The 23,639-nt window shown below is 37.9% G+C and carries 23 protein-coding genes; all 23 read right to left on the minus strand.

What is annotated here, in order from left to right; all coding sequences use genetic code 11:
• The gene (locus N3I35_09425) at window positions 1–699 is read right to left on the minus strand and encodes a flagellar brake protein (protein ID MCX8130304.1); all 699 of its coding nucleotides are present in this window, start codon (window positions 697–699) and stop codon (window positions 1–3) included.
• Between the two features lie 45 nt (window positions 700–744).
• Window positions 745–1,656, minus strand: coding sequence for a MinD/ParA family protein (locus tag N3I35_09430; GenBank protein MCX8130305.1), 912 nt, complete (start codon window positions 1,654–1,656; stop codon window positions 745–747).
• Window positions 1,657–2,886, minus strand: a complete 1,230-nt coding sequence (gene flhF / locus N3I35_09435; protein ID MCX8130306.1) for a flagellar biosynthesis protein FlhF — start codon at window positions 2,884–2,886, stop codon at window positions 1,657–1,659. It lies immediately after the preceding gene.
• Between the two features lie 2 nt (window positions 2,887–2,888).
• Window positions 2,889–4,913, minus strand: a complete 2,025-nt coding sequence (gene flhA, locus N3I35_09440) for a flagellar biosynthesis protein FlhA (GenBank protein ID MCX8130307.1) — start codon at window positions 4,911–4,913, stop codon at window positions 2,889–2,891.
• Window positions 4,914–4,937: 24 nt separating this feature from the next.
• Window positions 4,938–6,080, minus strand: coding sequence for a flagellar biosynthesis protein FlhB (gene flhB / locus N3I35_09445; protein MCX8130308.1), 1,143 nt, complete (start codon window positions 6,078–6,080; stop codon window positions 4,938–4,940).
• Window positions 6,081–6,125: 45 nt separating this feature from the next.
• Window positions 6,126–6,911 (minus strand): flagellar biosynthetic protein FliR, encoded by a 786-nt coding sequence (gene fliR / locus N3I35_09450; GenBank protein MCX8130309.1) that lies wholly within the window; start codon window positions 6,909–6,911, stop codon window positions 6,126–6,128.
• A 95-nt stretch (window positions 6,912–7,006) separates the two neighbouring features.
• A complete protein-coding gene (gene fliQ / locus N3I35_09455; protein MCX8130310.1) occupies window positions 7,007–7,276 on the minus strand; it encodes a flagellar biosynthesis protein FliQ in 270 nt (89 codons plus the stop codon).
• A 15-nt stretch (window positions 7,277–7,291) separates the two neighbouring features.
• Window positions 7,292–8,068: a flagellar type III secretion system pore protein FliP gene (gene fliP, locus N3I35_09460; GenBank protein ID MCX8130311.1), complete on the minus strand. Its 777-nt coding sequence runs from the start codon at window positions 8,066–8,068 to the stop codon at window positions 7,292–7,294.
• The gene (locus tag N3I35_09465) at window positions 8,058–8,585 is read right to left on the minus strand and encodes a flagellar biosynthetic protein FliO (GenBank protein ID MCX8130312.1); all 528 of its coding nucleotides are present in this window, start codon (window positions 8,583–8,585) and stop codon (window positions 8,058–8,060) included. Before N3I35_09465 ends, fliP begins: the two co-directional genes overlap by 11 nt.
• 11 nt (window positions 8,586–8,596) lie before the next feature.
• A complete protein-coding gene (locus N3I35_09470) occupies window positions 8,597–8,959 on the minus strand; it encodes a response regulator (protein MCX8130313.1) in 363 nt (120 codons plus the stop codon).
• A 110-nt stretch (window positions 8,960–9,069) separates the two neighbouring features.
• The gene (fliY, locus tag N3I35_09475) at window positions 9,070–10,272 is read right to left on the minus strand and encodes a flagellar motor switch phosphatase FliY (GenBank protein MCX8130314.1); all 1,203 of its coding nucleotides are present in this window, start codon (window positions 10,270–10,272) and stop codon (window positions 9,070–9,072) included.
• Entirely contained in the window at window positions 10,273–11,259 is a 987-nt protein-coding gene (gene fliM / locus N3I35_09480; protein MCX8130315.1) for a flagellar motor switch protein FliM, read from the minus strand.
• A gap of 11 nt (window positions 11,260–11,270) precedes the next feature.
• Complete coding sequence (locus N3I35_09485) at window positions 11,271–11,801, minus strand: flagellar basal body-associated FliL family protein (protein ID MCX8130316.1); 531 nt, start codon at window positions 11,799–11,801, stop codon at window positions 11,271–11,273.
• A gap of 540 nt (window positions 11,802–12,341) precedes the next feature.
• A complete protein-coding gene (locus tag N3I35_09490; protein MCX8130317.1) occupies window positions 12,342–13,667 on the minus strand; it encodes a flagellar hook protein FlgE in 1,326 nt (441 codons plus the stop codon).
• Between the two features lie 143 nt (window positions 13,668–13,810).
• Window positions 13,811–14,197: a flagellar biosynthesis protein gene (locus N3I35_09495; GenBank protein MCX8130318.1), complete on the minus strand. Its 387-nt coding sequence runs from the start codon at window positions 14,195–14,197 to the stop codon at window positions 13,811–13,813.
• Window positions 14,198–14,215: 18 nt separating this feature from the next.
• The gene (locus tag N3I35_09500) at window positions 14,216–15,460 is read right to left on the minus strand and encodes a hypothetical protein (protein MCX8130319.1); all 1,245 of its coding nucleotides are present in this window, start codon (window positions 15,458–15,460) and stop codon (window positions 14,216–14,218) included.
• Window positions 15,461–15,479: 19 nt separating this feature from the next.
• Window positions 15,480–17,150, minus strand: a complete 1,671-nt coding sequence (locus N3I35_09505) for a flagellar hook-length control protein FliK (GenBank protein MCX8130320.1) — start codon at window positions 17,148–17,150, stop codon at window positions 15,480–15,482.
• Between the two features lie 28 nt (window positions 17,151–17,178).
• Window positions 17,179–18,000 carry a DUF615 domain-containing protein gene (locus N3I35_09510; protein MCX8130321.1) on the minus strand — a complete coding sequence of 274 codons (822 nt, stop codon included), beginning with the start codon at window positions 17,998–18,000 and terminating at the stop codon, window positions 17,179–17,181.
• Window positions 17,993–18,454: a flagellar export protein FliJ gene (gene fliJ, locus N3I35_09515; protein MCX8130322.1), complete on the minus strand. Its 462-nt coding sequence runs from the start codon at window positions 18,452–18,454 to the stop codon at window positions 17,993–17,995. Before fliJ ends, N3I35_09510 begins: the two co-directional genes overlap by 8 nt.
• Before the next feature lie 75 nt (window positions 18,455–18,529).
• Window positions 18,530–19,843, minus strand: coding sequence for a flagellar protein export ATPase FliI (fliI, locus tag N3I35_09520; GenBank protein MCX8130323.1), 1,314 nt, complete (start codon window positions 19,841–19,843; stop codon window positions 18,530–18,532).
• A 135-nt stretch (window positions 19,844–19,978) separates the two neighbouring features.
• Window positions 19,979–20,749 carry a FliH/SctL family protein gene (locus tag N3I35_09525; GenBank protein ID MCX8130324.1) on the minus strand — a complete coding sequence of 257 codons (771 nt, stop codon included), beginning with the start codon at window positions 20,747–20,749 and terminating at the stop codon, window positions 19,979–19,981.
• Window positions 20,742–21,773 (minus strand): flagellar motor switch protein FliG, encoded by a 1,032-nt coding sequence (fliG, locus tag N3I35_09530; GenBank protein MCX8130325.1) that lies wholly within the window; start codon window positions 21,771–21,773, stop codon window positions 20,742–20,744. The genes N3I35_09525 and fliG overlap by 8 nt, the downstream gene beginning before the upstream one ends.
• Window positions 21,774–22,011: 238 nt before the next feature.
• Complete coding sequence (gene fliF, locus N3I35_09535) at window positions 22,012–23,601, minus strand: flagellar basal-body MS-ring/collar protein FliF (protein ID MCX8130326.1); 1,590 nt, start codon at window positions 23,599–23,601, stop codon at window positions 22,012–22,014.
• Window positions 23,602–23,639 lie beyond the last annotated feature (38 nt).

The raw sequence follows: 23,639 nt of genomic DNA on the forward strand, positions 1-23,639 counted from the left end.
TTAGATCAACCCTTTTTTTCTTAGTTTTCGTTGCTCTACAAAAATAAATTTTATTATAGCTTCCCTATCCTTGTTATCTATCTTCCTGAAAAGAATTCCTATCTCATAACAGTGTCTGTCGGTATCTTCAAGCTTTATTACCCTTACTATAGTTCCGAAAAAGTTTCTTACATCATCTTCTGCCAATGTCAGTTCTATTTCCAGAATCTTATTCATTTCTAGCTTTTCTTCTGTAACAAAACATAACCCGCCGCCGCTTATATCCCTTGTATATGTCTTTTTATATTGAATCCCTTTATTATGCTCACTAATAAATGAAACTGCTTGTCTGTACTTTATCGGAATTGAGCATTCAAACCGGAAAAATTGCCGTCTTTGTATCTTTTCAATTTCGCTTAATATTTCAACTTCTAATACTGCTATGTTATCAATTGTCTTTCTACCCAACACTTCTGCCCTGAATTTATACATTTCTATCCTGCCTGAATCCTCATACTTTCGTGTAAAGTACACTTCCATATAAGTACCAATAGGAACGGGATATATGATACCTTCATATATTGGAGCCGCTATCACAGCTATATTTTCATCTTCAACCCATTCAAGCTCACTTACGAAGGTGGGCTTTATTGTTTTCCCTTCATTGTCATAGAGTTCCAGTTCCAGTTTGTTTCCTATAGTCAATTCAGTAAGCTTCATTTATAACACACCCTGATTCCCAATACTGTATTTTCACTCTCTATCCTATGAATTAAGGAAGTTGACAAGCCTGCTGACAAATCCTTTTATACCGATTGTACCATTATCTTCTTTTTTCTCCCTGTCTTCCCCCAATTTCCTCGACAAGTCTCTTACAGACCTTGAAGCCTGACTTTTCGGAAAGTTTATCATGAATGGCTGCTGTAGTTTTACAGCCTTAATAACCATTTCATCCTGCAGTATATATCCCAGCGGGTTAAGTCTCAGTGATAAGAATTTTTCAGCTACAAGTGACAGTTTGCTCAGTATATCATTTGCTTCAGCCTGACTTTCTGCGCGGTTGACAACTACTCTGATAATCTTTTCCTTGTCCCTGTTTGATACCATCTTTATTAAAGCGTATGCATCGGTGATCGACGTAGGTTCAGGAGTAGTTACAAGAAGAACCTCGTCGGCTGCCATTACAAAGCTCATAACGTTGTCGGAAAGACCTGCTCCCGTATCAATCAGTATAATATCTGCAAGTTTATCCAATAATGCTATATTTTCTATAAATCTGTCCAACTGCTTCTTTTCTATCTGGACAAGTTCCTCTACTCCCGAACCCCCAGAAATAAACTTTATGTTTTTAGGCCCATCACACAAAACCTCCAGTATGTTTTTCCTATTGTGTATAACGTCAACCAGAGTATGTTGAGGAATAATGCCAAACAAAACATCAATATTTGCCAATCCGAAGTCAGCATCAAGTATAACCACCCTGTATCCTATCTCACTTAAGGCAATAGCCAGGTTTATGGTCAGATTCGTTTTTCCGACTCCACCCTTGCCGCTGGTTACTGTTATTACTTTTGCAGACTTCTTTTTGAAGTTCTCCAGCAGGTTAGCCTGATTTGCAGCTTGTCTGGCCTTAAGGTTTTCAATTATTTGCCTTAATTTATCTGCCTGATCCCTCATTTAAGATATGCTCCCCAATAATAGTTTTGTTATCTTTTCGGTGTTTGCAACTTCAATATCGTCAGGCACACTTTGACCGGTTGTTACATAAGATAGTTCTTTGTTTGTCCATAGTTTTGAGTTCAGTATCACTCCAGCTACCGGGGCTTCATCCAATTTCGTAAATATTAATTTGTAATCTTTGAGAAAACTATAGTTGTTTATTATTTCTTTACAGTTGCTGTTGCTTGTCGTAGCACTCAATACCAGATAAATCTCATTTGCTTCGGAAGCTGCGACTAAAGTTTTCAACTCTTCAAACTGTGATTTGTTTCTATGGCTTCTCCCTGCTGTATCTATAAGTATTATGTCCTTATTTGAAAATGCGCTTATTGCATCACTTATTTCATTTATAGAATATATTACTGTTGCAGGCATACCCAAAATCTCTGCATAGGTTTTTAGTTGTTCTACTGCTGCTATTCTATAAGTATCGGCGGTTATAAGACCTACTTCCTTTTTCTGGTTTAATGAATAGTTGGCTGCAATCTTTGCAAGTGTAGTTGTTTTTCCTACCCCTGTAGGACCTACAAATATAACTATAGTCGGCTTCCCATCCTCTCTGAGCTTAATGGTATCCGGCTTACCTAATGCACCTGAAATAATGTTAAATAAAAGAGACGCCGTTTCATTAACACTCGCATTGGAGCCTACCTTTTCCTTAACTATGTTAATAAACTTTTTTGCATGTTCTGCATCCACTTCATTCTTTACAAGATTATTATAAAACAACTGAAGTACATTCGGCATTGAAGGCTTTTTTTCCTCTACATCTTGCTGCTTTTCAGCCTTTTGTGCCATTGGCTGCATCTGTTCGTATATTTTTTTCAGCAAAGATTCCATACTATTTACTTTATTCTCTAATTCCGAAATTTTTTCCTCTTTTTTGTCGAAATTATTTTTTTCTTCTGCTTTCTCTGTCAGGACATTGGTAACGACAGGTTTCTGTATTTCACCTGCATTCTTTGGCGCAGACCTGCCGGCAGCCGCATCTTTCTGAAGTGATTCCTTTTTGCCATAGTCCTCATCAATAGCTGCTAACACTTCTATCATTGGCTTGGAAAATATGTTAAGTATCCCTTTCTTTCTGACTTTTCTTGTATTAAGAATAATTGCTTCGTTTCCCAAATCCATTTTAACTTTTAGTATTGCTTCCTGGGTATTGTTTCCCAGATAACGCCTTATTTTCATCTTTAGACATTCACCATCCCTACTGATTGAACTTCTATATTAGGGTCAAGTTCATTATATGATAATACTATAAGTCCTGGCATAACCTGTTCTGTAAGCCTCTTAAAGTAAAGCCTTACAACCGGAGAAGCAAGAATTACAGGCTGTTGGCCTAATTGAAGGAGTCTTTGCACCTGTTTTGACAAATTATTCACTATACTGTTTGTCGTACCGGGATCAAGGTTCAGATAAGATCCATGCTCAGTTCTCTGCAGCGAGTCCATTATCATCTGCTCAAGCTGCGGGTCTAATGTTATTACATTTGATTTGCTGTCGGTTATAAATTTCTTTGAAATAGCTCTTCCGAGAGCCTGTCTTACGTATTCTGTCAGCATATCCGCATCATGAGTTATCGGAGCATAATCCGCCAGCGTTTCAAGTATTGTTACCATATCACGTATGGAGACACCTTCCTTTAAGAGATTTGCCAGTACTTTTTGTATTTCTCCTATGGTCATGATCTTAGGAATCAGCTCGTCTACTATAGCAGGATAATTCTGCTTGATATTATCTATCAGTTTCTGAACTTCTTGTCTTCCTGTAAGTTCATGCGCATACTTCTTCACAATTTCCGTTAAATGTGTCGCAATTATAGACGGTGCATCTACAACTGTATATCCATACATTTCTGCCCTGTCTCTCTGATTTTCATTTATCCATATGGCAGGCAGTCCGAATGCAGGCTCAGTAGTCTTTATTCCATCGAGTTCTTCCTCAGCCATTCCGGGATTCATTGCAAGGAAATGATCTATCATTATTTCACCTTTTGATACTTCAACACCTTTGATTTTGATAATATATTCGTTTGGACTCAACTGAATATTATCTCTCAATCTTATTATAGGAACAATCATTCCAAGTTCCAGTGCAAGCTGCCTTCTGATCATTACAACTCTGTCAAGCAGATCCCCTCCCTGGTTGACATCTGCCAGCGGTATAATACCATAGCCGAACTCAAGTTCAATTGGGTCAACCTGCAACAACGAAACTACATTTTCTGGCTTTCTTATATCTTCAACTTCACTTTCCTGTATCTGTACCTCTTCCTGCATAATAGCTTCTTTTTCTTGATTTTTCAATCTAACACCGACAATAGCCAGTATTACTGCAACTATCAAAAAAGGCACTGTCGGTAAGAAAAATGACAGGATGACACAGGTTCCTGAAGCTACAAACATAACCTTTTTGTTATAAAACATTTGCTTCAGTATATCCTGACTCATTTCGGCATCTGAACCCGCTCTGGTCACGATAATACTTGTCGCTGTAGATATCATAACTGCCGGTATCTGACTCACGAGGCCATCACCTATTGTCAATATAGTAAATGTAGATAGGGCTTCCATAGCTTCCATCTCCATAAACACCATACCCATTATGAAACCACCGATAATATTAATGACTGTTATCAAAATACCTGCTATAGCATCGTTTTTTACAAACTTGCTGGCACCATCCACTGCTCCATAAAAATCTGCTTCCCTCTGAATATTTCTCCTTCTTTCCTTTGCTTCAGTCTCGTTAATCAGTCCTGAATTCAAATCTGCGTCAATTGCCATCTGTTTACCAGGCATAGCATCAAGGGTAAATCTTGCAGCAACTTCGGCAACTCTCTCAGAACCCCTTGTAATTACCAAAAAGTTTACAATCATTATTATGAGGAACATAACAAAACCTACAACTATGTTTCCTCCTGCTACGAAATTTCCGAAGCCGGCAATTATATCCCCAGCTTCTCCAGTTGAAAGTATAAGCCTCATCGCAGTTATATTCAGTGTAAGCCTGTATAAAGTAGTAACAACAAGCAGCGAAGGAAAAGATGAAAGTTCTAAAGCACTCTTTAGATATACCGTATTAAGCATTAAAATAAGCGTAATTGCTATGTTTATTACAAGAAGAAAATCCAGAACAAATTCGGGTATAGGAACAATGATAGCCAGTATTATAGTTACAAGTATTGCTGGAACTGCATAATTCCCAAGCCTCATTTGACTTCCCCCCATCTTTAGTAATTACACTGCTCTTTCTTTTCCCTTCATGCTATAAACGAATGCCAATACCTCTGCAACAGCTTGATATAAATCTGCGGGTATGGACTGCCCGATTTCTACCGTTTCAAAAAGATTTCTTGCCAATGGCTTGTTTTCAACAATTTCTATATTGTTTTCCTTGGCTACTTCCTTAATCCTCTGAGCTATAAAATCTTGCCCCTTTGCGATTACTACAGGAGCATCGGATATTGCCGCATCATACTTTATCGCAACAGCAAAGTGTGTAGGATTTGTAATTACTACATCAGCCTGCGGCACTTGCTGCATCATTCTCCTCATCGAAATCTGCCTTTGTTTCTGTTTTATTTTAGCCTTTACTTCCGGATTACCTTCGACCTGTTTATACTCCTCTTTTACTTCCTGCTTGGTCATCCTTAAACTTTTCTCATACTCCCACCACTGATATGCGTAGTCAAATATACCCAGTATTATAAGAGCTACACATATTCTTATGGCAACATTTATTGATGTAGTTCCAATATAGATAGCTATGTTCATAGGCTCCATATTCATTGTATTTATAACATTTCTTTCCTCACCTTTCAGATATGAATATGCTATATAGCCTATAACAGCAATTTTAAATATCGACTTTATTAGTTCCGCTACAGAACGCATTGAAAAAATTCTTTTTAGTCCGCTCAGTGGGTTTATTCTGCTAAATTTAAAGCCAAGAGTTTCCATTGTAAACAAAAAACCAACCTGAGCATATCCTGCGATTAATCCAGTTACTAAAGCTATAGCAAAAATTGGAGCTGTTGTCTTTAAAAATACCGTCATTCCCTCAATGAATAGCTTGGCCAATACATTAACCGTAAACAAATCGTCAATCTTCGGATATTCAGAAAAGACCCTTTTCATATAAACCGTCATTTCCTCATAAATGTTCTTTCCAAATATCCTCAGTCCAATAAATACAAAAATAAGGACAACTGCAGTTGTAATCTCCCTGCTTTGTAAGACCTGTCCCTTTTTTCTTGCATCCTGCTTTTTTTTGGGTGTAGCTTTTTCAGTCTTACCGTCAGCTGCAAATAACTGGAGGTTGATCCTAATATTTAAATTCAAATTCTTTATATTTGAAATATTTCCTTTTTCTAGCCCCAAACATCCAGCCTCCACTTCCAATACCCGGTCACTGAATTCCATGTGTTACTTTCCCATATGCTTCATGAAGTTAAACATCTCTCCATTCATTCCATTAACCAACACTTCGATAAAAGCAACAAATGCAGGAATAGTAACTATCATAATCAAAAGACCAAGTATGATCTTTAATGGCATACCTACAACAAACACGTTTAGCTGAGGTACTGTTTTTGAAATAACGCCTAATGCAATATCCGTAATCAGTATTGCAGCCAGAATCGGTGCGCTTATCCTAAAACCCAGGACAAAGGCTTCAGAAAAAATCCTTATTACATCATTTAGCAAAGCTTCACTAAAAACAGCCCCCCCCAAGGGAACATATTCATAACTATCAAATAAAGCTTTTATTAATGCATGATGTCCGTTTAGCATCAGAAACACTAACATACTTATTATTGAGTAAAAGTTTGATGTTATGGGAATCTGTATATTGCTAACAGGGTCAAGTACGTTTACCATACCAAAGCCTACCTGCATATCAATAAGCTGTCCGGCAATATATATCGCAGTAAAAATCAAGTACGAAATATATCCTAGTGTAATACCTACCATAAACTCTTTAAAGACTAGCAGGAGAAAGCCATATATATTATCAAATTGCGAAGGTTTTTGCAAAGAAACATTACTAACAAGAATTATTGCTAGAAAAAATGCAAACCCTATCTTCAAGTAGGTAGGAACATTTCTTCTCCCAAATATCGGTGCTATTACGAATAACCCTGTCATCCTCACAAAAACAAGTAAAAACGAATCAAAGCCACTTAAGAATAAATCAACCGGAATAAACAATAGTGACTCCCCTCCAAAACTGTAGGGTCATCGGCTTTGGGCTATAGACTGTGGGCAATAGGTATACCTGCTGCCTAGCTCCTGCGGCCAGCGCCTTAGTGTATATAGTTATTTATATTTAAATATAAATCTTGTGTGTATTCTATCAGTACTCGTAGCATCCATGACCCAAATAATGATATTGCTGCAATAACAGCTAATATTTTAGGTATAAACGTAAGAGTTTGTTCCTGTATCTGTGTAGTCGCTTGAAAAATGCTTATAGCTATTCCCACTATCAGGCTTAATCCTAACATAGGAGCAGAAACTAATAGAACTATATTAAGAGCTTTTTGTGCCAGTGATATTATCATCCCCTGGTCCATGTTTCTTCCCCCCTGTTACATAGTGAAACTTCCTACAATTGACTGTATTACCAGTCCCCAGCCGCCAACCATAATAAAAAGTAGTATCTTAAAAGGTAATGATATCATTACCGGTGGAAGCATCATCATTCCCATTGACATCAGTGTACTTGATACAACAAGGTCTATTATGAGAAAAGGTATGAATATTAAGAATCCAAATTTAAAAGCTACAGTCAGCTCATTCACCAAAAAAGCCGGCACTACTACAGTTAAAGGTAATTCATCAGGTTTCACCGGTGATTTGATTTTAGCCAGATTCATAAATAATTTAAGGTCCTTTTCATTACTTTTCCTCATTTGTTTCAGCATAAAGGTTTTAATAACCTTTGATGACTTGTCTATCGCTTGCTGCTGACTTATTTGCCCCTTTGTATATGGTTGGAATGCTTCATTGTTTATTTGAGTTCCCACAGGGGCCATAATAAAGAAGGTTAAAAACAAAGCTAGCCCAATCAAAACTTGATTCGGCGGCATCTGCTGAGTTCCCAGTGCATTCCTTAAAAAGGAAAGTATTATGATAATCCTTGTAAAACAGGTCATCATAATCAGAATCGACGGAGCAATCGATAAAACTGTAAGCATAAGCAGAATTTGTACACTTGTAGATACATCTTTTGGGTTTTGTGATGGTTCTATATCAAACCCGAATTTAAAAGAAGGAACTGTTGTGTCTGCATAAGAGACGGATGTAAAAATTATTAAGATAATGCTAATAATTAGAATCTGAAGGTATATCCTCCTATTTTTCATTTGTACCGTCATCCCCATCTATTTTACCTTGTTTATACATTAGATTGGTCATAGACCTTAATCTGTCAAGGTTTGATTTGAAAGTTTCTCCTTCTATCGGACTGGCTATATCTTCATCACTTTCACTTTGCTTTTTGCTATTTCTATTTTCAGATCTTCCTGTCTGAGTCTTCTCAGTCTTTTTTTCTTTATACGCTTGTATATATTTATCGAATAATGCCTTGAAATCAAAGACATTACTGGTGTTGGTCTGTGTTTCATCTTCTTCGTAGTTGTCTAAAGTAACAGTTGTCAAAAACTCAACGGTTTTTCCGGCAGTTGCTATTAACACAAACTGATTATCCACTTTCAGAAGATGAATCTGCTTATCAAGCCCCAGACTAACTGTTTCAACTATATTTATATACTGCCCCTTCATAGCTCTTTTGGTCTTACCTGCTAAAAGCCTGGTAAATATTACTGCAAGAAATAAAATAGATCCAAACGCTAATAGGACACCGACAACCTGAAAAAACATTATTTACCCTCTTATCCTAGTACTTTTTTAACTGCTTCTACTACCCTTTCAGCCTGGAAGGGCTTTACTATAAAATCCCTTGCTCCAGCCTGAATGGATTCTATAACCATAGCCTGCTGTCCCATAGCTGAACACATAATAATTTTAGCGTCTGCATTAATCTTCTTTATTTCCTTGACAGCTTGTATGCCATCTACTTCAGGCATTGTAATGTCCATAATAACCAGATCGGGAATCAGGTCTTTGTACTGTTGTATTGCTCTTCCTCCGTTTTCTGCTTCTCCGCATACCTCATATCCGTTTTTACCCAGGATATCTCTGATCATCATTCTCATAAAAGCAGCATCATCAACTATTAGAATTCTTTTCCCCATTACGTATCCCTCTCCTTAAATTATAGTTTATCTAAATTGTGTTTCTATGGTCTACAATCATAAATCAATCAATGAGTTTATGTATTTCTGTTTGTTTTCCACACCTTTAACTAGAGCCTTTTTGAAGGATGAATAATATCAGTTATCCTTACACCAAAACTTTCGTCTATAACTACAACTTCACCCTTTGCAATTGCTTTTCCATTTACCAGTATGTCTACAGGCTCGCCTGCCAGTTTGTCAAGCTCTATTATTGATCCCGGTCCAAACTCAAGTATATCTTTAATCAATTTATTTGTTCTACCAAGTTCAACTGTCACCTGTAACGGAACATCCATTATAAGACTGATGTTCTTCTTTTCAATGGAAATCCTGCTGTCATCAAAAGCTTGAAATTGTGCCGGCTGAACATTAACCGGTCCCCTGCTTCTGGGTTGTTCATAATACATAGTTCCTTGTTCATTATATCCGCCATAGCCCTGTTGGGGTGGCATCTGGGGCTGCCCATACTGTGGTTCCTGGTAATAACCGTTTTGCTGTGCCGGTGTTTGGTGTTGTTCCATTTGAGGATATCCGGGCTGAGGCTGTGAAGACGCCATACGCTGTGGTGGTGCAGGTTCAGGTGCAGGGCTTTCTATATCTACATTCAGCAGGTTATCTACCAGATCTTTTGCAAACTTTATAGGGATAAGCTGCATAATTTCACTATCTATGAGGCTCCCTACTTCCATTTTGAAAGCTATTTTTACTAGCTTTTGGCTAGTATCAAAATCAATATACGGTTGAGCAGAATCAAACTGCATCACAAAAGCTTTTGGAGGTGATATATCAATGCGTTTGTCAAACATTGATGACATAGAGGTTGCGGAAGACCCTACCATCTGGTTCATTGCCTCACTGATTGCACTCAAATGCAAATCTGTCAGATCACCTGAAGTATTGTTTCCTTCCCCACCCATCATTAAATCGGTAATTACCTTTACGTCTGCTTCCCTCATTATTAGAAGGTTACTACCAACCAGTCCATGAGTATATTCTACTCTTACAGCCACATATTGTGAACCGTATTGCTTTGCCATTTCATCCCATGAAGTTATTGTTACCTTAGGTGTGGTTATAAGCACCTTATGACCAAGCAACGTGAATAAAGTAGTTGCAGAAGTCCCCATGCTTATATTTCCGATTTCTCCAAGGGCATCGACTTCCTGTGTTGAAAGATCCTCTCCTTCATTTGTCATGGCACTGTCACTGCTGCTTATAGAGGTTCCGTTTAGTAAAGCATCTATTTCAGCTTGTGAAAGCATATCACCCATTTACTCGTCCTCCCTTCTCACAACTTCAGTAATCTTTACAGACACCTTGTTCTTTTTTACACCAGGCTTAGCATAGAACTTTAGCAAATCTCCCACCATTATTTCAAGTTCTCCGTTTACACTGGTATCCAGCGGCATTACGTCACCGGGCTGTAGTTCTATAAAATCATTTACATTGATTATTGTTTTTCCTAAAATCGCTCTTACAGGAACTTTTGTATTTTCGATTTTTATCTCTATAGTATCTTTTGTTTCTCTTGTTACTTCCTTTTCTATCGTGGAAAACCAAAATCTTGTACTTAGTTTAGGAACTATAGGCTCTACAACCATGTGGGGTATACAGATATTTATCATACCTTCAACCTCTCCTACTCTGGCATTGAAGGTAACCAACGCGACCATTTCATTTGGTGAAATAATCTGTGCAAACTGTGCATTGGTTTCTATCTTTTCCAGTCTAGGTCTGATTGCAATTACATTTTCCCAGGGTTCTCGCATCAGATTCAGTATTTGTATGACAATACGCTCTATGATTGCCAGTTCTATTTCAGTAAAACCCCTAACCTTGTCAATCATAGTTCCCTTGCCACCCAAAATCCTGTCTACCAAAGCATATGCAATAGCGGGCGATATTTCAAATATTATTGATCCAGTGAGTGGGGTAAAATCTACTACTGCTAAAACTACCGGGTTTGATATGGAGTTGTTGAATTCATAATATGATACTGCCTCAACATTCGCAACCTCAACCTGTACAAGTGTCCTAAGATATCCCGATAGGAAGTTGGTTATCAAACGTGCATAAGTATCATTAATTATCTGCAGAGTTTTAATATGATCCTTTGCAAACTTGCTCGGTCTTCTGAAGTCATGGCTTCTGACTTTCTTTTCCTGAGTCGTGGTTTGCATCTGCTGAACATCAATTTCTCCGGTATTCAGGGCTTTTAGGAGCTCATCTATCTCATTTTGTGACAGTATATCCCCCATCTAAACACCCCCTAGGAATAAAACCATTTTTCAAATGTAATCTCGTATATTATATCCTTTTTATCTTCTTCATTCTCGTTGATAAGCTCGTTTATGGCTTTCTTCAACTCCTCAGCAGCTTTTTTCTTTGCATCAGGCTGCTTTACTTCCTCCAGTGTCCTGTTCATGAAGTATGTACCTATCAGCTCTTTTATCTTTTTTTGATAAGCTTGCACTTTGAGAGCTGTATCCTTGATGCTGCTTCCCTTAGGAGCCTTCTTAAAATACTCAAGTTCAATACTCACCTGAATTACAGGTAATACACCGGAATCCTTATTTTCATTTTTGAGATTAAATAACTCAGGTTTGCCTTCTTCAAATACTGTTAAAGAAACCAGGTCTTCGTCTTTTGGCACTTCAATGTGAGCTTTCTCAACAACTTTTTCAGTAGTTTTGGAGCCTCCACCTAAAAAGACATAACCTGCCAATGCAGCAAGGGTTAGAGTAAGAAATGCGACTATAAGTAAAAGGACTATATTAAAAAAGCTTCCTTTGCCCTCCAATGTTTATGCCCCCTTTATCTTTTGCGTAAATAAAACAAGTAATCCTTTGTAATACTATATCTATCTGATTAATTAAAGAGCACTTTTATAAATATCTATTTTAAAAACTCCGTCTATATTCTATCATTAACCAACATATTTCTTCAATACTTTACACCTTACAAAATATATACCGTTATTGTTGTTTTTATCAAAAACTACTAAAAAAAGCCTTTATAATTTATAAATGGTATGTTTTCTACATCATGTCCACGTATTTATAAGGACAAACCTCACCCATTTAACTTTATTAATCTAATGATAATATTTTTACTATAAAAACTCAATAGAAATTTTCTAAATCACCCTAAAATATGTGCATTTTAGCTAAAATGTACTAATTATTTACATTATCACAAGTAAGTTAATGCTACATGCTATTTACGTTTAAGCTGGAGAAAATATATTACTTTGCGCAATTATTCAACCAATATAATTTTGCCGTAGGCTGCAGTATTTATTTGCCTGCAACCTACGGCCATATCTTACTTCATCTCAATATTACCTCTTCAAATTTACCAGTTCCTGAAGCATTTCATCAGAGGTGGTAATTATTCTGCTGTTAGCCTGAAAACCCCTTTGTGTAACTATCATATCTGTAAATTCCTTAGATAAATCAACATTTGACATTTCCAGTGTACCGGGATTCATCATACCCACACCCTCAGAACCTGCCTTTAACCCTTTTTTGAAATCACCTGAGTTAGTTGTCGGTATAAATAAGTTGTCGCCTACCTTCTGCAAGCCTGCCGGGTTTTCAAAACTTGCAAGGGCTACCATTCCCAATGGCTGCTGCTGGCCGTTACTGTATATTCCGGTCAGTACCCCATCCGCTCCTATATTAAAGGTAACCAGATTACCCGTCGGATATCCGTCAATGTTAGTAGGTTTTGCGGAACTGTCTGCAGCATACATTGTAAGCTTTGTAAAATCAAGTGTTACCGGGAAATCGCTCGCCCCAACTGACGATGCAGGGCTAAATGTTACAGAAGGTGTATTGCCTGAACCTACTATGATTTTTCCTTCTGTATCAAATTGTATTGTACCTGTTGAACCTGATGTACTAGGTCCTGATCCGGTATCTATTGACCAATTCCAATTTGTAATTCCACCTGAACCACCGGTCGAACTAACTTTCCAAAATTTTACATTTACTTTATAATCATTTCCAAGAGAGTCATATATAGTCATAGGAACAGAAAATTGTGCATCTGCTACTGTAGCAGATGCTCCCAAAGCGGATGCTCCTGCGTTCAGATTACCTGCAAAAACTGCATTTGCTGTAGCTTTTGCAGCTATCATTCTTTTGTTTTTATTGTATTTATCTGAGTAAAGGTTTATAGGCTCTATTGTTTTTTCTGTATTATATTCATATGAGCCATCAGTATTTCTTGTATATTCCTGCCATCCAAGAACATTCATACCGTTACCGGTTACCAGATTACCAAGCTTATCTACACCAAAGTTACCTGCCCTAGTAAATCTGTATGTGTCGCCTGATCCGCCTTGTACTACAAAAAAGCCTTCACCTTCAATTGAAAGGTCGGTAGGGTTATCTGTCCTCTGCAAACTTCCTCTTGTTACTATAGTATCGACCGCACCTACACCGATACCGAGACCAACCTGCATCGGATTCTGACCACCCCTGCCTGTAGCCTGGTCTGGAGCTCCTGCACCCTTTAGGGTCTGGTTGAATACTTCTTGAAAGGTTACTCTACCTGATTTAAATCCAACTGTGTTAACATTGGCAACGTTATTACCTATGACATCCATTCTTGTCTGATGTGCTCTTAATCCTGACACACCAGAGAACATAGATCTCATCATAAAGATACGACCTCCTTCGTTTTCTATTCCTTCTGTCAGTCCGGAATAGGTAGCCTCCCGAAAGGGTCCGGCTACAGTCTTTTCTATGACTAATTAGTATATCGACATAATTTTACATAATCTTAATAGAATTCTCAGCTTCCTCAGCCGAATACTGCCCCATCAATATTGGTAAACACATTCTCTTTCAGTTCGTTGCTGTTTACTGCGGTAATAACTGTCCTATTCTTCACGTTTACAACAAATGCAATATTATCAACTACTACAAGAGATTCCTTAACCCCTTTTGCTTCTGCTTTGTCAACAGCACTTCCAATTTTCTCCTTCTGTACATCTGTCAGATTTATATTTCTTGCCTGCAGTCTCATCTCGGCGTGCTTGGAAAACTTAACACCTGGATTCTGACTCATTTTATCCTGGAGAATCTTTCCAAAATCTCCTGTATGCTGACTTGGCTTTTGTACTGCAGGAGTTAAAGGGGAATTTTGAATTCTACCTATATTGTTCATGAACTTATTGTTCACAACCATAAAAACTCCTCCCACATTTTATGTCCCGGACGGCTTAACATTTGTTATGCTGTCTACCGGAACATCAACCTGGTTAATAACTGCCTTTATTTTTCCTCCAACCGTTTCATAACTTCCCAACTTACCTTTAACCGTTACTTTTTGTCCGGTAACAGGATCTTTTATTACCAGTGATACTTCACCTGCACCATTTTTATGCTGTTCAAGGTAATTATTAATATAGCCCGGATCTGTTGATCTTGTTCCGTCTGCTATTTCCACTACCTCAGCATTTATACCGTCCATTACAGCATAATCTTCATATACACCGGCTTTTATTGAAGAAACTACTCCATTTACACCAACGATATTTTCCCGCTTCTGGTCATGTACACTTCCTGATGCATTGTAGCCTATAAGATTAGTATAAGTTGATATATTCGGTCTTTGAGTTCTGCTGATATTTGATACACTTGTCAAAGGTACCCCTAACTGATCAAGAGTAGCCTTTATCCTGCCTGAAGCATCTATTGTATAATCTTTCAGTACCCCGCTGACAGCAACCCTTTTATCAGTATTTCTGTCTACGATTTCTATTGTAACTACCTTGCCTTTATTCATTGCGAGATACTCTTTCATGTAATTTGAGTCAGCAGACGTTTCCCCTCCTGGAGTAATTATCTGGGATACATCAACATTTACACCGTCCATAACTGCATAATCTTCATAAACACCCTTTTGCAGCGACTTAATTATGCCGTTAACCATTACAATATCTCCCGTTTCAGGATCATATACAGCTCCCCCGGCTTCTGATCCAATCAGACTAGTGTGATTAGATAGATTTGATTCTGAAGCTCCATATCCTTCTGTAACGTCAGAAATCCGCTCAATCGGGATATCCTTGCCTTTTACTACTACATAGACCTTGCCATGATCAACCTTTACACTTGTTACATCGCCTTCTATAGGTTTGGATTCTTTTGTGACATCATCCACAAGACTAGCAGTTACACGTTTGCCTATCAGACTGAATGCTTGTGACTGTGACAAGCTGCTGTTCATATTCTGCATTTGCTCAAGAGAACTGAACTGAGCCATTTGTGCAACAAATTCCTTATCGTCTACAGGTTTCAAAGGATCCTGGTATCTCAGCTGAGTAACCAGGAGATTCAGAAAATCATCCTTCCCAAGCGTACCGGTATTTCGGTCACTGGTTTTCTTTGCACTGTCATCGATTATTTGTTGTATTGTTTTTTGGTTACCTACACTGTTTACTGCCACTTTAATACCCCCAAACGGATTATGCTGTCAGATTTATCTGACTGTCTGTCCATGCATAAGGATTTGTTTTTTGTACCTTTTCAAGATTGATTTCATTATTGACGTTTATACCGCCAGTAATACCGTTTCTTGAGCCATCATCTTTTCTTCCGGTTTCATACTGTCTCTCGCCGCCAAAACCCTTGTGCGAATCCTGACGTACAGATACACTGAACCCCTGTACTGCAAGGCCCTGTTTTTCCAGTGAATCTTTTAAAAGCTGCATGTTTGCCTCAAGTGCCTCTTTTACCTGCTGACTTTCCGCTACAAATTTGGCAACAACCATCCCTCTTTCAGTTACTACCTTCAAGGAGAGTTTCCCGAGGCTTTCTGGATTCAGGTCCATTACCATTTCAGACTTATCTCCGGTAAGTACAACCTTTGCCTTATGTACTACCTGTTCAATAATCTCACTCTTAGGTATGCTGCTGTCTTTAATTACCTTTGCAGCTTCATGTACATTAGACTTCTGGTTTTGTATTTCCGGGTGATTGTTTAACTGTACACTGTTCAAATTATCTGCTTTACTGCTTTCAATTATTGAACTTTTGGCTTCCGGGTTTCTTGTCATTGAAAATGCTTGGTTATCATCACCCTTAGCATTACCGGATTCATTTTTTGTTTCTTTCTCAGCCGCCTTATCACTCTTGCCTGGCTTTTCACTTAGATTTACAGGTAATTGCGTTTCTTCTGATTCGTCCTGCTTTGCACTGGAATCAGAAGTCTCCGGTAGGCTTTCGCTTCCAAGATTCTTAATAAATGAAGCTTTTATTTCCTCATTTATTTCCTGCTTGAATTCTATCGGATTGTTCTGAAGTTTAGTTGCCAGCTCCTCCAGTTTGGTTTTAAGCCTTGCCATTATAGCCTGGAACTCCTGTAAAGGCTTGTTATTATCTACTACTGTTAAGTCTACATTCTTAACTTCTATCCAGTTTTCCTTCTCCTCAAGTTCTTTTGCAGAAACTATGTTTTCTGCCTCATGGATTTTTTCGCTGCCTGTATCCTTTAATACCGTACTTGTTTCTTTTGCAGAATATTGTTCAAGTATGGTTCCAAGTGAGCCCGTTATCTCAGAAAGAACTCTTTTCTGCATGTCAGTAAAATTCGCTAATTCAGCAAGTTTATTTACTGCCGCTTCAATATCTTTTACATTTGTGAGTTCTTCAGGTTTTACATTTACGCTTTCAAGAATCTTTGTCAGTTCAATTGTCGTAACTCCCAGTATCTGTGCAAGGCTTTCCAAAACAGCATCCGATTTTGTTATCTCCTTTGGCTCTCCGGCTTTATCGTTATGCTCTACTTCCTCAGTTTTTGAAGTTCCAGAAGCTGCTTTGCTTTCTACTTTTTGCATTTTTGCTTCATGGTTAACAGCGCTATTAACTTCCCTAAAACTTCTGAACTGAGGCTTTTGATCCATATACGTTCCTTTGTCAGTATCATTACTATCTTTCCTTTTTGTTTCAGGTTTATTAATATTGCTATCTGTGCCGGTTACTTTAGAATATGGTCTGTTCAGCGTACCTTCCAGAATATCCTTAAACTGTGGAAATCCTGTCTTACCTGTGCTTTCCGGCTTCTTAAAATCGATTATCGTCTGCTGGGCATTTGAGACTTTTGACATGAAATCCACTGTATAGTTTTGCTTAAGCATCTTTTCACCCCCTTTCAACATTTTGTTGTTATTTTACATATGCAGTCTTGAGTTTTTCCGTTACCTTGGCTGCAAAATCTGGTTCCATTGCTGCCAACACTTCAGATGCAACTGCTTTTTTCATATTCTTAAGTGTTTCCACTATAAGACTCATTTTGGAATTTCCAAGTTCCTGGAAAATCTGTGCCGATGCAGATGGATCCATTGCTTCATATAGCTTTGCAAATTCTATAGCTTTTTGAGTTGCTTTTTCTTCTTTCATTACAGCTTCATATACTTTTGCTGCCGTTTCCTTGTCAACTGTTTCGAAATACTGCTTAAAACCTTCCTTATCACCTTTTGCAATAAGGTCATCTATTTTCTTCTTCAATTCATCAAGCTGTTTGCTTCTTTCCTCAATTTGCTTCTGCTTTTCTTCAGCATCCTTCCTGATCTTTTCACTCTCTGCCTTTATTTTCTCTTTCTCATCTTTTTGCTGCTGCAAATCTTTTACATTTTTATTTGCATCATCCAACTGTTTTTTTAGTTCATCACGCGTTTTCAACAATTCTCTATATTTCTTTCTGACCTCTTCTTCTGTCATAAATTTGTCATCGTCAGGATTCAGGGGCTTAGGCAGTGCAAGTTTCAATACTGGAATTTTTTGAATGTTCGGCCTGTATTTATCCGCAAGACCGTTTAAATTATTATGAATTACAATATAAAAAGCCCCTCCTAGTACCGCAGTCATTATAAGCGTTGCAACCAAAAACGCCAGTAATCCGAATACAAATCCGTTTGTTTTACCTTTCTGGTTTTCGCTTCCTTGCGGTGTGGGGCTTCCGGTATTCTTTTCCTTAGTCTTAGCCATCTTGTTCTCCTACCAAGATTTTATTATACTTATAGCTGGTTATTTCATCATTTATTTTTTGCTCTTCCCTGAGCTGTTCATTTAAGTATTCCTTATGTTTTTTTTCTCTAAGCTTTTCAAGCATTTCCTTTTCCTGTACAACCTTTATTAACTGTTCTCTATATCTATCGACAACATTTTGTGCATAGTTTATATTTTCTTTCTGAAGTTCTGCTTTTTCTTTTAAAAAAGAAATGTACGAACCGTATTCTTTTAGTTTTCCTACCATAATACCTTTACTGGACTCACCACATACTTTATTAATATATTCATCACGTTCATTTTCAATATTCCTGAGCCGCTCCTTTTCTCTTTCGAGCTTTTGGACAGCTTTACCCAATTCATTCTTTAAATTGTCTTCCATTTGTATTTTTACGTTTAACAAAGCTTGAAGCTTGAAAACAAACTTAGCCATAAGATTCTCCATACGAAATCATTGATTTAGCTTTTACCTGGTATAAATATTTCTAAATATTGTACATATGCTCATCTACCTTAATATTCTTCCAATCTCATCCATTACTTCTTCAAATGTATATTTATCATGAGTTCCCTGCTCTATAAAGCCTATTATGTTGTCTATTACTTCTATAGCGTAATCAATTTTTTCATTGCTCCCTTTTACATACGCACCTATATTGATCAGATCTTCCGCATCCCTGTATACAGCCATTATTTTTTTAACCTCGCCTGCAATCTTCTTATGATCGGGAGATATGATATCCGACATAACCCTGCTTATGCTTGCCAGAACATCTATAGCAGGGTATTGATTTTTATTTGCCAGCGCTCTTGATAATACTATATGTCCGTCAAGTATACCTCTGGCTGTATCTGTTACGGGTTCTGTCAAATCATCTCCATCCACCAGGACCGTATATAGTCCGGTTATTGACCCGTTTTGAGAGTTTCCTGAACGCTCCAGCAGCTTTGGCAGCAGTGCAAAAACTGATGGAGTATATCCTCTCGAAACAGGAGGCTCTCCAATCGCAAGTCCAATCTCCCTTTGTGCCATAGCAAAACGGGTCAGAGAGTCCATAAGAAGTAATACATCTTTTCCCTGATCTCTGAAATATTCTGCAACAGCCGTAGCTAGAAGTGCACCTTTGAGTCTGATCAGTGCAGGCTGATCGGAAGTAGCTACTATAACAACAGAACGCTCCAAGCCTTCTTCTTTTAAATCTTTTTCTAAAAATTCTCTCACTTCTCTGCCACGTTCTCCAATTAAAGCAATTACATTTATATCTGCTTTTGTATTTCTTGCAATCATACCCAGCAAGGTACTTTTTCCAACACCGCTACCTGCAAATATACCTATCCTCTGACCTTTCCCTACGGTCAAAAGTCCGTCTATTGTCTTAACCCCCAGTGGTAAAGGCTCAGATATCCTTTTTCTCGTAAGTGGATGAGGAGGTGTATTATTGACAGGGTAGTAGCCCTCTGTTTCCAAGTCTCCCTTATCATCAATCGGAGAACCCAATCCATCCAGTACTCTCCCAAGCAATTTCCTGCCAACACCTACTTTTAAAGAATCACCTGTTGCTACAACCGAGCTGCCAGGACCTATTCCACTCATGTCTCCCAGTGGCATTAATAAAACGCTGTTATCCCTGAATCCTACAACTTCTGCATTTATTACCTTCTTGCTCCTTACTGTGTGAAGCTGGCAGAGCTCACCTATATTGACTTCAGGTCCGATTGATTCAATAGTCAGACCAACAACCTTGGAAACTTTTCCTGTATACTCAATAAAATCAGACTGTTCCAGAATCTTTTTGTATTTATTGAAGTTAATACTGACCATACTATTTATCACTCCTGTACCTCTTAGCAAAGGGTGCTATTGCTATTTTTTCAAACACAAAATTATATAGAAAATGGAGAACATTTTTCATTTCTCCACACGTTAGTCCCGCTCTTTACTTTATTCTTCCTGTGTCTAATCTTCTTTCCCTACAGCCTGTCTGAAAGCCTCTTCTATCTTCTTCAGCTTGGTCTGAACACCTGCGTCTATGCTCCCAAAAGGTGTATCGATCAGACATCCGCCTTCCTTCAATGAAGCATCCTTTTTGATCTCAAGCTCACTCAATCCCCCAACCATTGACATCAGCCGATGCTTGTTTGAATCAATGTAATCGAAGTCTTCCGGAGAAACCCTAAGTATTACTCTTTCCCTGTTTGCGCATTTTTCAAAAGCCTGTTTTACCAGATATAGAATATCTTCTTTGTTAAATGCTATTTCTGCTCCTATTACATTCCGTGCTATATCAAGTATCATCTTTACAGCCTCTGATTCAATTCCAGCAAGAACTTCCTTATATTCTGCTTTTGCGTGCTCCTTTATAAATTCCGCTTCCTGCAGCAGATCTTCATACTGTCTTTTTGCTTCGTTTATTCCTTCCTCATAACCACGTTGTCTGGCCTCTTCCTCAACTGACAGTTTCAACTCACTTGCTTCCCTTTCAGCATCTTCAATGATTCTCATAGATTCAAACTGAGCTTCCTTCAGTATCAGCTCAGCTTTCTGCTGTGCATCATTGATTATACTTTCAATACTTGCTTCACTAAGCTCTTCTGCCGCATTCTCTTTTTCTTTTTCAAGCGGAGTTGTAGTGTTAACAGTCTGTAAGTTCTGAAAATTCATTGGATTACGAATTTGAAAAGGTATGCCTACATTAACCTGATAGTTTTTATAGACCTTATTAGACAATTATCTCATCTCCTCCACCCCTGGAGATTACAATTTCTCCGGCATCTTCAAGCTTACGTATAACGTTAACGATTTTCTGCTGTGCTTCCTCAACATCCTTTAGTCTGACAGGACCAAGGAAATCCATATCCTCCTTTATCATTTCCGCTAAACGCTTAGACATATTGGAGAAAATGAGCTTCTGTACCTCCTCAGTGGAGCCTTTAAGCGCAATAGCAAGCTGGTGATTTTCCACATCCCTGAGAAATCTCTGGATTGAACGGTTGTCCAATGAAAGAATATCTTCAAATACAAACATTCTTTTCTTAATTTCTTCTGCCAGATCTGTATCTTCGATTTCCAGCGTTTCCATAATATACTTTTCTGTACCTCTGTCAACACTGTTCAGAATGTCAACTATTGCTTGCACACCGCCAGCAGCTGTATAGTCCTCTGTAACCAGTGATGAAAGCTTCTTTTCCAAAACTCTTTCTACTTCTTTAATAACTTCAGGCGAAGTTCTGTCCATAGTAGCAATTCTTCTTGCAACATCCGCCTGTTTATCCTGGGGTAAAGCCGATAACACTGTTGAAGCTTGCTGTGGTTTTAGGTATGCAAGTATAAGTGCTATGGTTTGCGGATGCTCATTCTGTATAAAGTTCAATAACTGTGAAGGGTCTGTTTTTCTTATGAAATCAAAAGGTCTTACCTGTAAAGAAACAGTAAGCTTGTTTATGACATCCAGAGCTTTTTGTGTTCCCAATGCTTTTTCAAGTATATCCTTTGCATAGCCTATACCGCCTTCTGCAATATATTCCTGAGCAAGACATATCTGATAAAATTCATCCAATACTTTTTCCTTTTCTTCGGGAGTAACTGTACGGATGTTTGCTATTTCCAATGTTAATTGTTCAATCTCTTCCTCTTTTAAATGCTTAAATATCTCCGCAGACTTTTCCGGCCCCAGGGATATCAGAAGCATTGCCGCTTTTTCCTTACCTGTACGGTCGGATTTTGCAAGAGTAGCACGTGCCACAAACCACACCCCCAAATATATCAGTAACAAGAAGATAATCTAACCCCTGCTGAATGTATATAATTACCATACCTGTCATGTTAATTGGTATATAAATATTCAACCACTTTACATAAATTCAGTAGTACAAGCTTTTTGTTTTACATTTTTAGTCTACATTTTTACAGATTGTATTACCAGTATAACATTTTTCCAGCTAATCATCTAAAATAGCCTATAGCTGTTGTAACCTTTACTTTATTAGTTTTTAGCCATCCCATTCGTCTGATAGCCAGTTTCTCAATAAAGAAGCAACTGCTTCCGGTTTTTGTTTTACAAATTTCTCTATTTGCTTCTTAACTTCAGATCTTTCTTCTATATCAATTTCAGGTATCGGTTCCCCTGCATGTTCAGGTACAATAAACCTAGGTCCTCCTGCCGATGCAAGAGCGGGCTCCAGTGCAGGTTCTTCCTCTTTCTTCTTTCTCTTGGGAAGAGCAGCAATCATTAATCCTATAGCAAGGATAACTATCAGAGCAAATAAACCGTAAGTGTTGAATATATCTTTTATTCTGTCTGAAATCTGAGTCTGAACCTCTTCAGGAGGTGCAATCTTGAATTTATTTATCGCTATATTGGCTACCGGTATGCTTGTAGCCCTGCTTACCATCTGCTTGATTGTTTCTATCTCTTCTGTCGTTACATCCTTTGCTTTTATTCCATACTTAACATTTACAGCAATAGAAGACTGATCGGAAACTATATCGCCAACAGAGCTTTCCAGTTCAGTCAGAGTTTCATTGAATTCATTATTGACTATTTCCCTTGTTTCCTTATATGAGGAGTTATCTCCATTTGTTTCTATCTGATAAGAAGGAGAACTTCCCGTTCCCGGATTGCTTCCCACTCCTGGTGCCCCACCCGTTGCACTTCCATTTTTCAATTCTATTTTGGTTGTTTCGCTGCTTCTTACAGCCGGTCCGTCTGCTGTTGGGTTTTCAAATCTCTTTGATTGTGTTTTTTGTTTATTGAAGTTCAATTTTGGATTTGCAACAACCGCCATATCATCAAAACTTTCAAACTGCCCTTCAAAAAGCTTTTTGACTTTCCGTTCCAGCTCGGTCGCCCATTTGAGAGTCATTTCGTACTGGTCATTCACTTTGTCTATTGAATCATCACCTGCATCACTTGTAAGCTGTTTCATGTTATTATCGACTACTGTAATGTTTTTGGGATCAAGTTTTTCTACACTCTTTGAAATCCACATGACAATAGCGTTGACCTGATCTTTATTCAGCTTTACTCTTGGTTTTATCCAGATAGCAGCTTTTGCTTCTTCCGCTTTCTCGTCATCAAGGAGCAGTACCGATTCTTCCGGAATTGTAAGAGTAACTGTAGCATCTTCAATGTAATCAAACATTTTAAGCTTTGCAGCCAATAATCTTTCCTGGGTATTTTTATCGAATTTTCTTTTATCACTTTCTGTAGTACTGAGTTTTATATTATTTACATAACTCTCATTAAAAATTGCATCAATGGATTTAGGATATCCTTTTTCGACGAGTAACTGCTCTGCCTTGCTTTTTGATCTGGAATCTATAAGAATGTTATTATTATCAGGCTTGTATTTGATATTGCCTTCACTTAATATTGCTGTAATCTCCGAAAGTTCTTTTTGGTCATTCAAACCACTGCTAAACAAAGGTACATATGTTGTCCTGGTAGCGATAAACATCCCTACTGCTACCGCAACAACCAGTATACCTGCAATTATGTACACTCTTATTTTTTGTGATTTATCAAGATTCTTCCAAAAATCCACAACCCGCTGCTGCAGTCTTGTAAGCACCTCAGGCATTAATTTCACCACCCTGTTTGAAGGTTATTTATCATTAG

It is taken from the genome of Clostridia bacterium (assembly GCA_026414765.1).
GTDB lineage: Bacteria > Bacillota > Clostridia > Acetivibrionales > DSM-27016 > SKW86.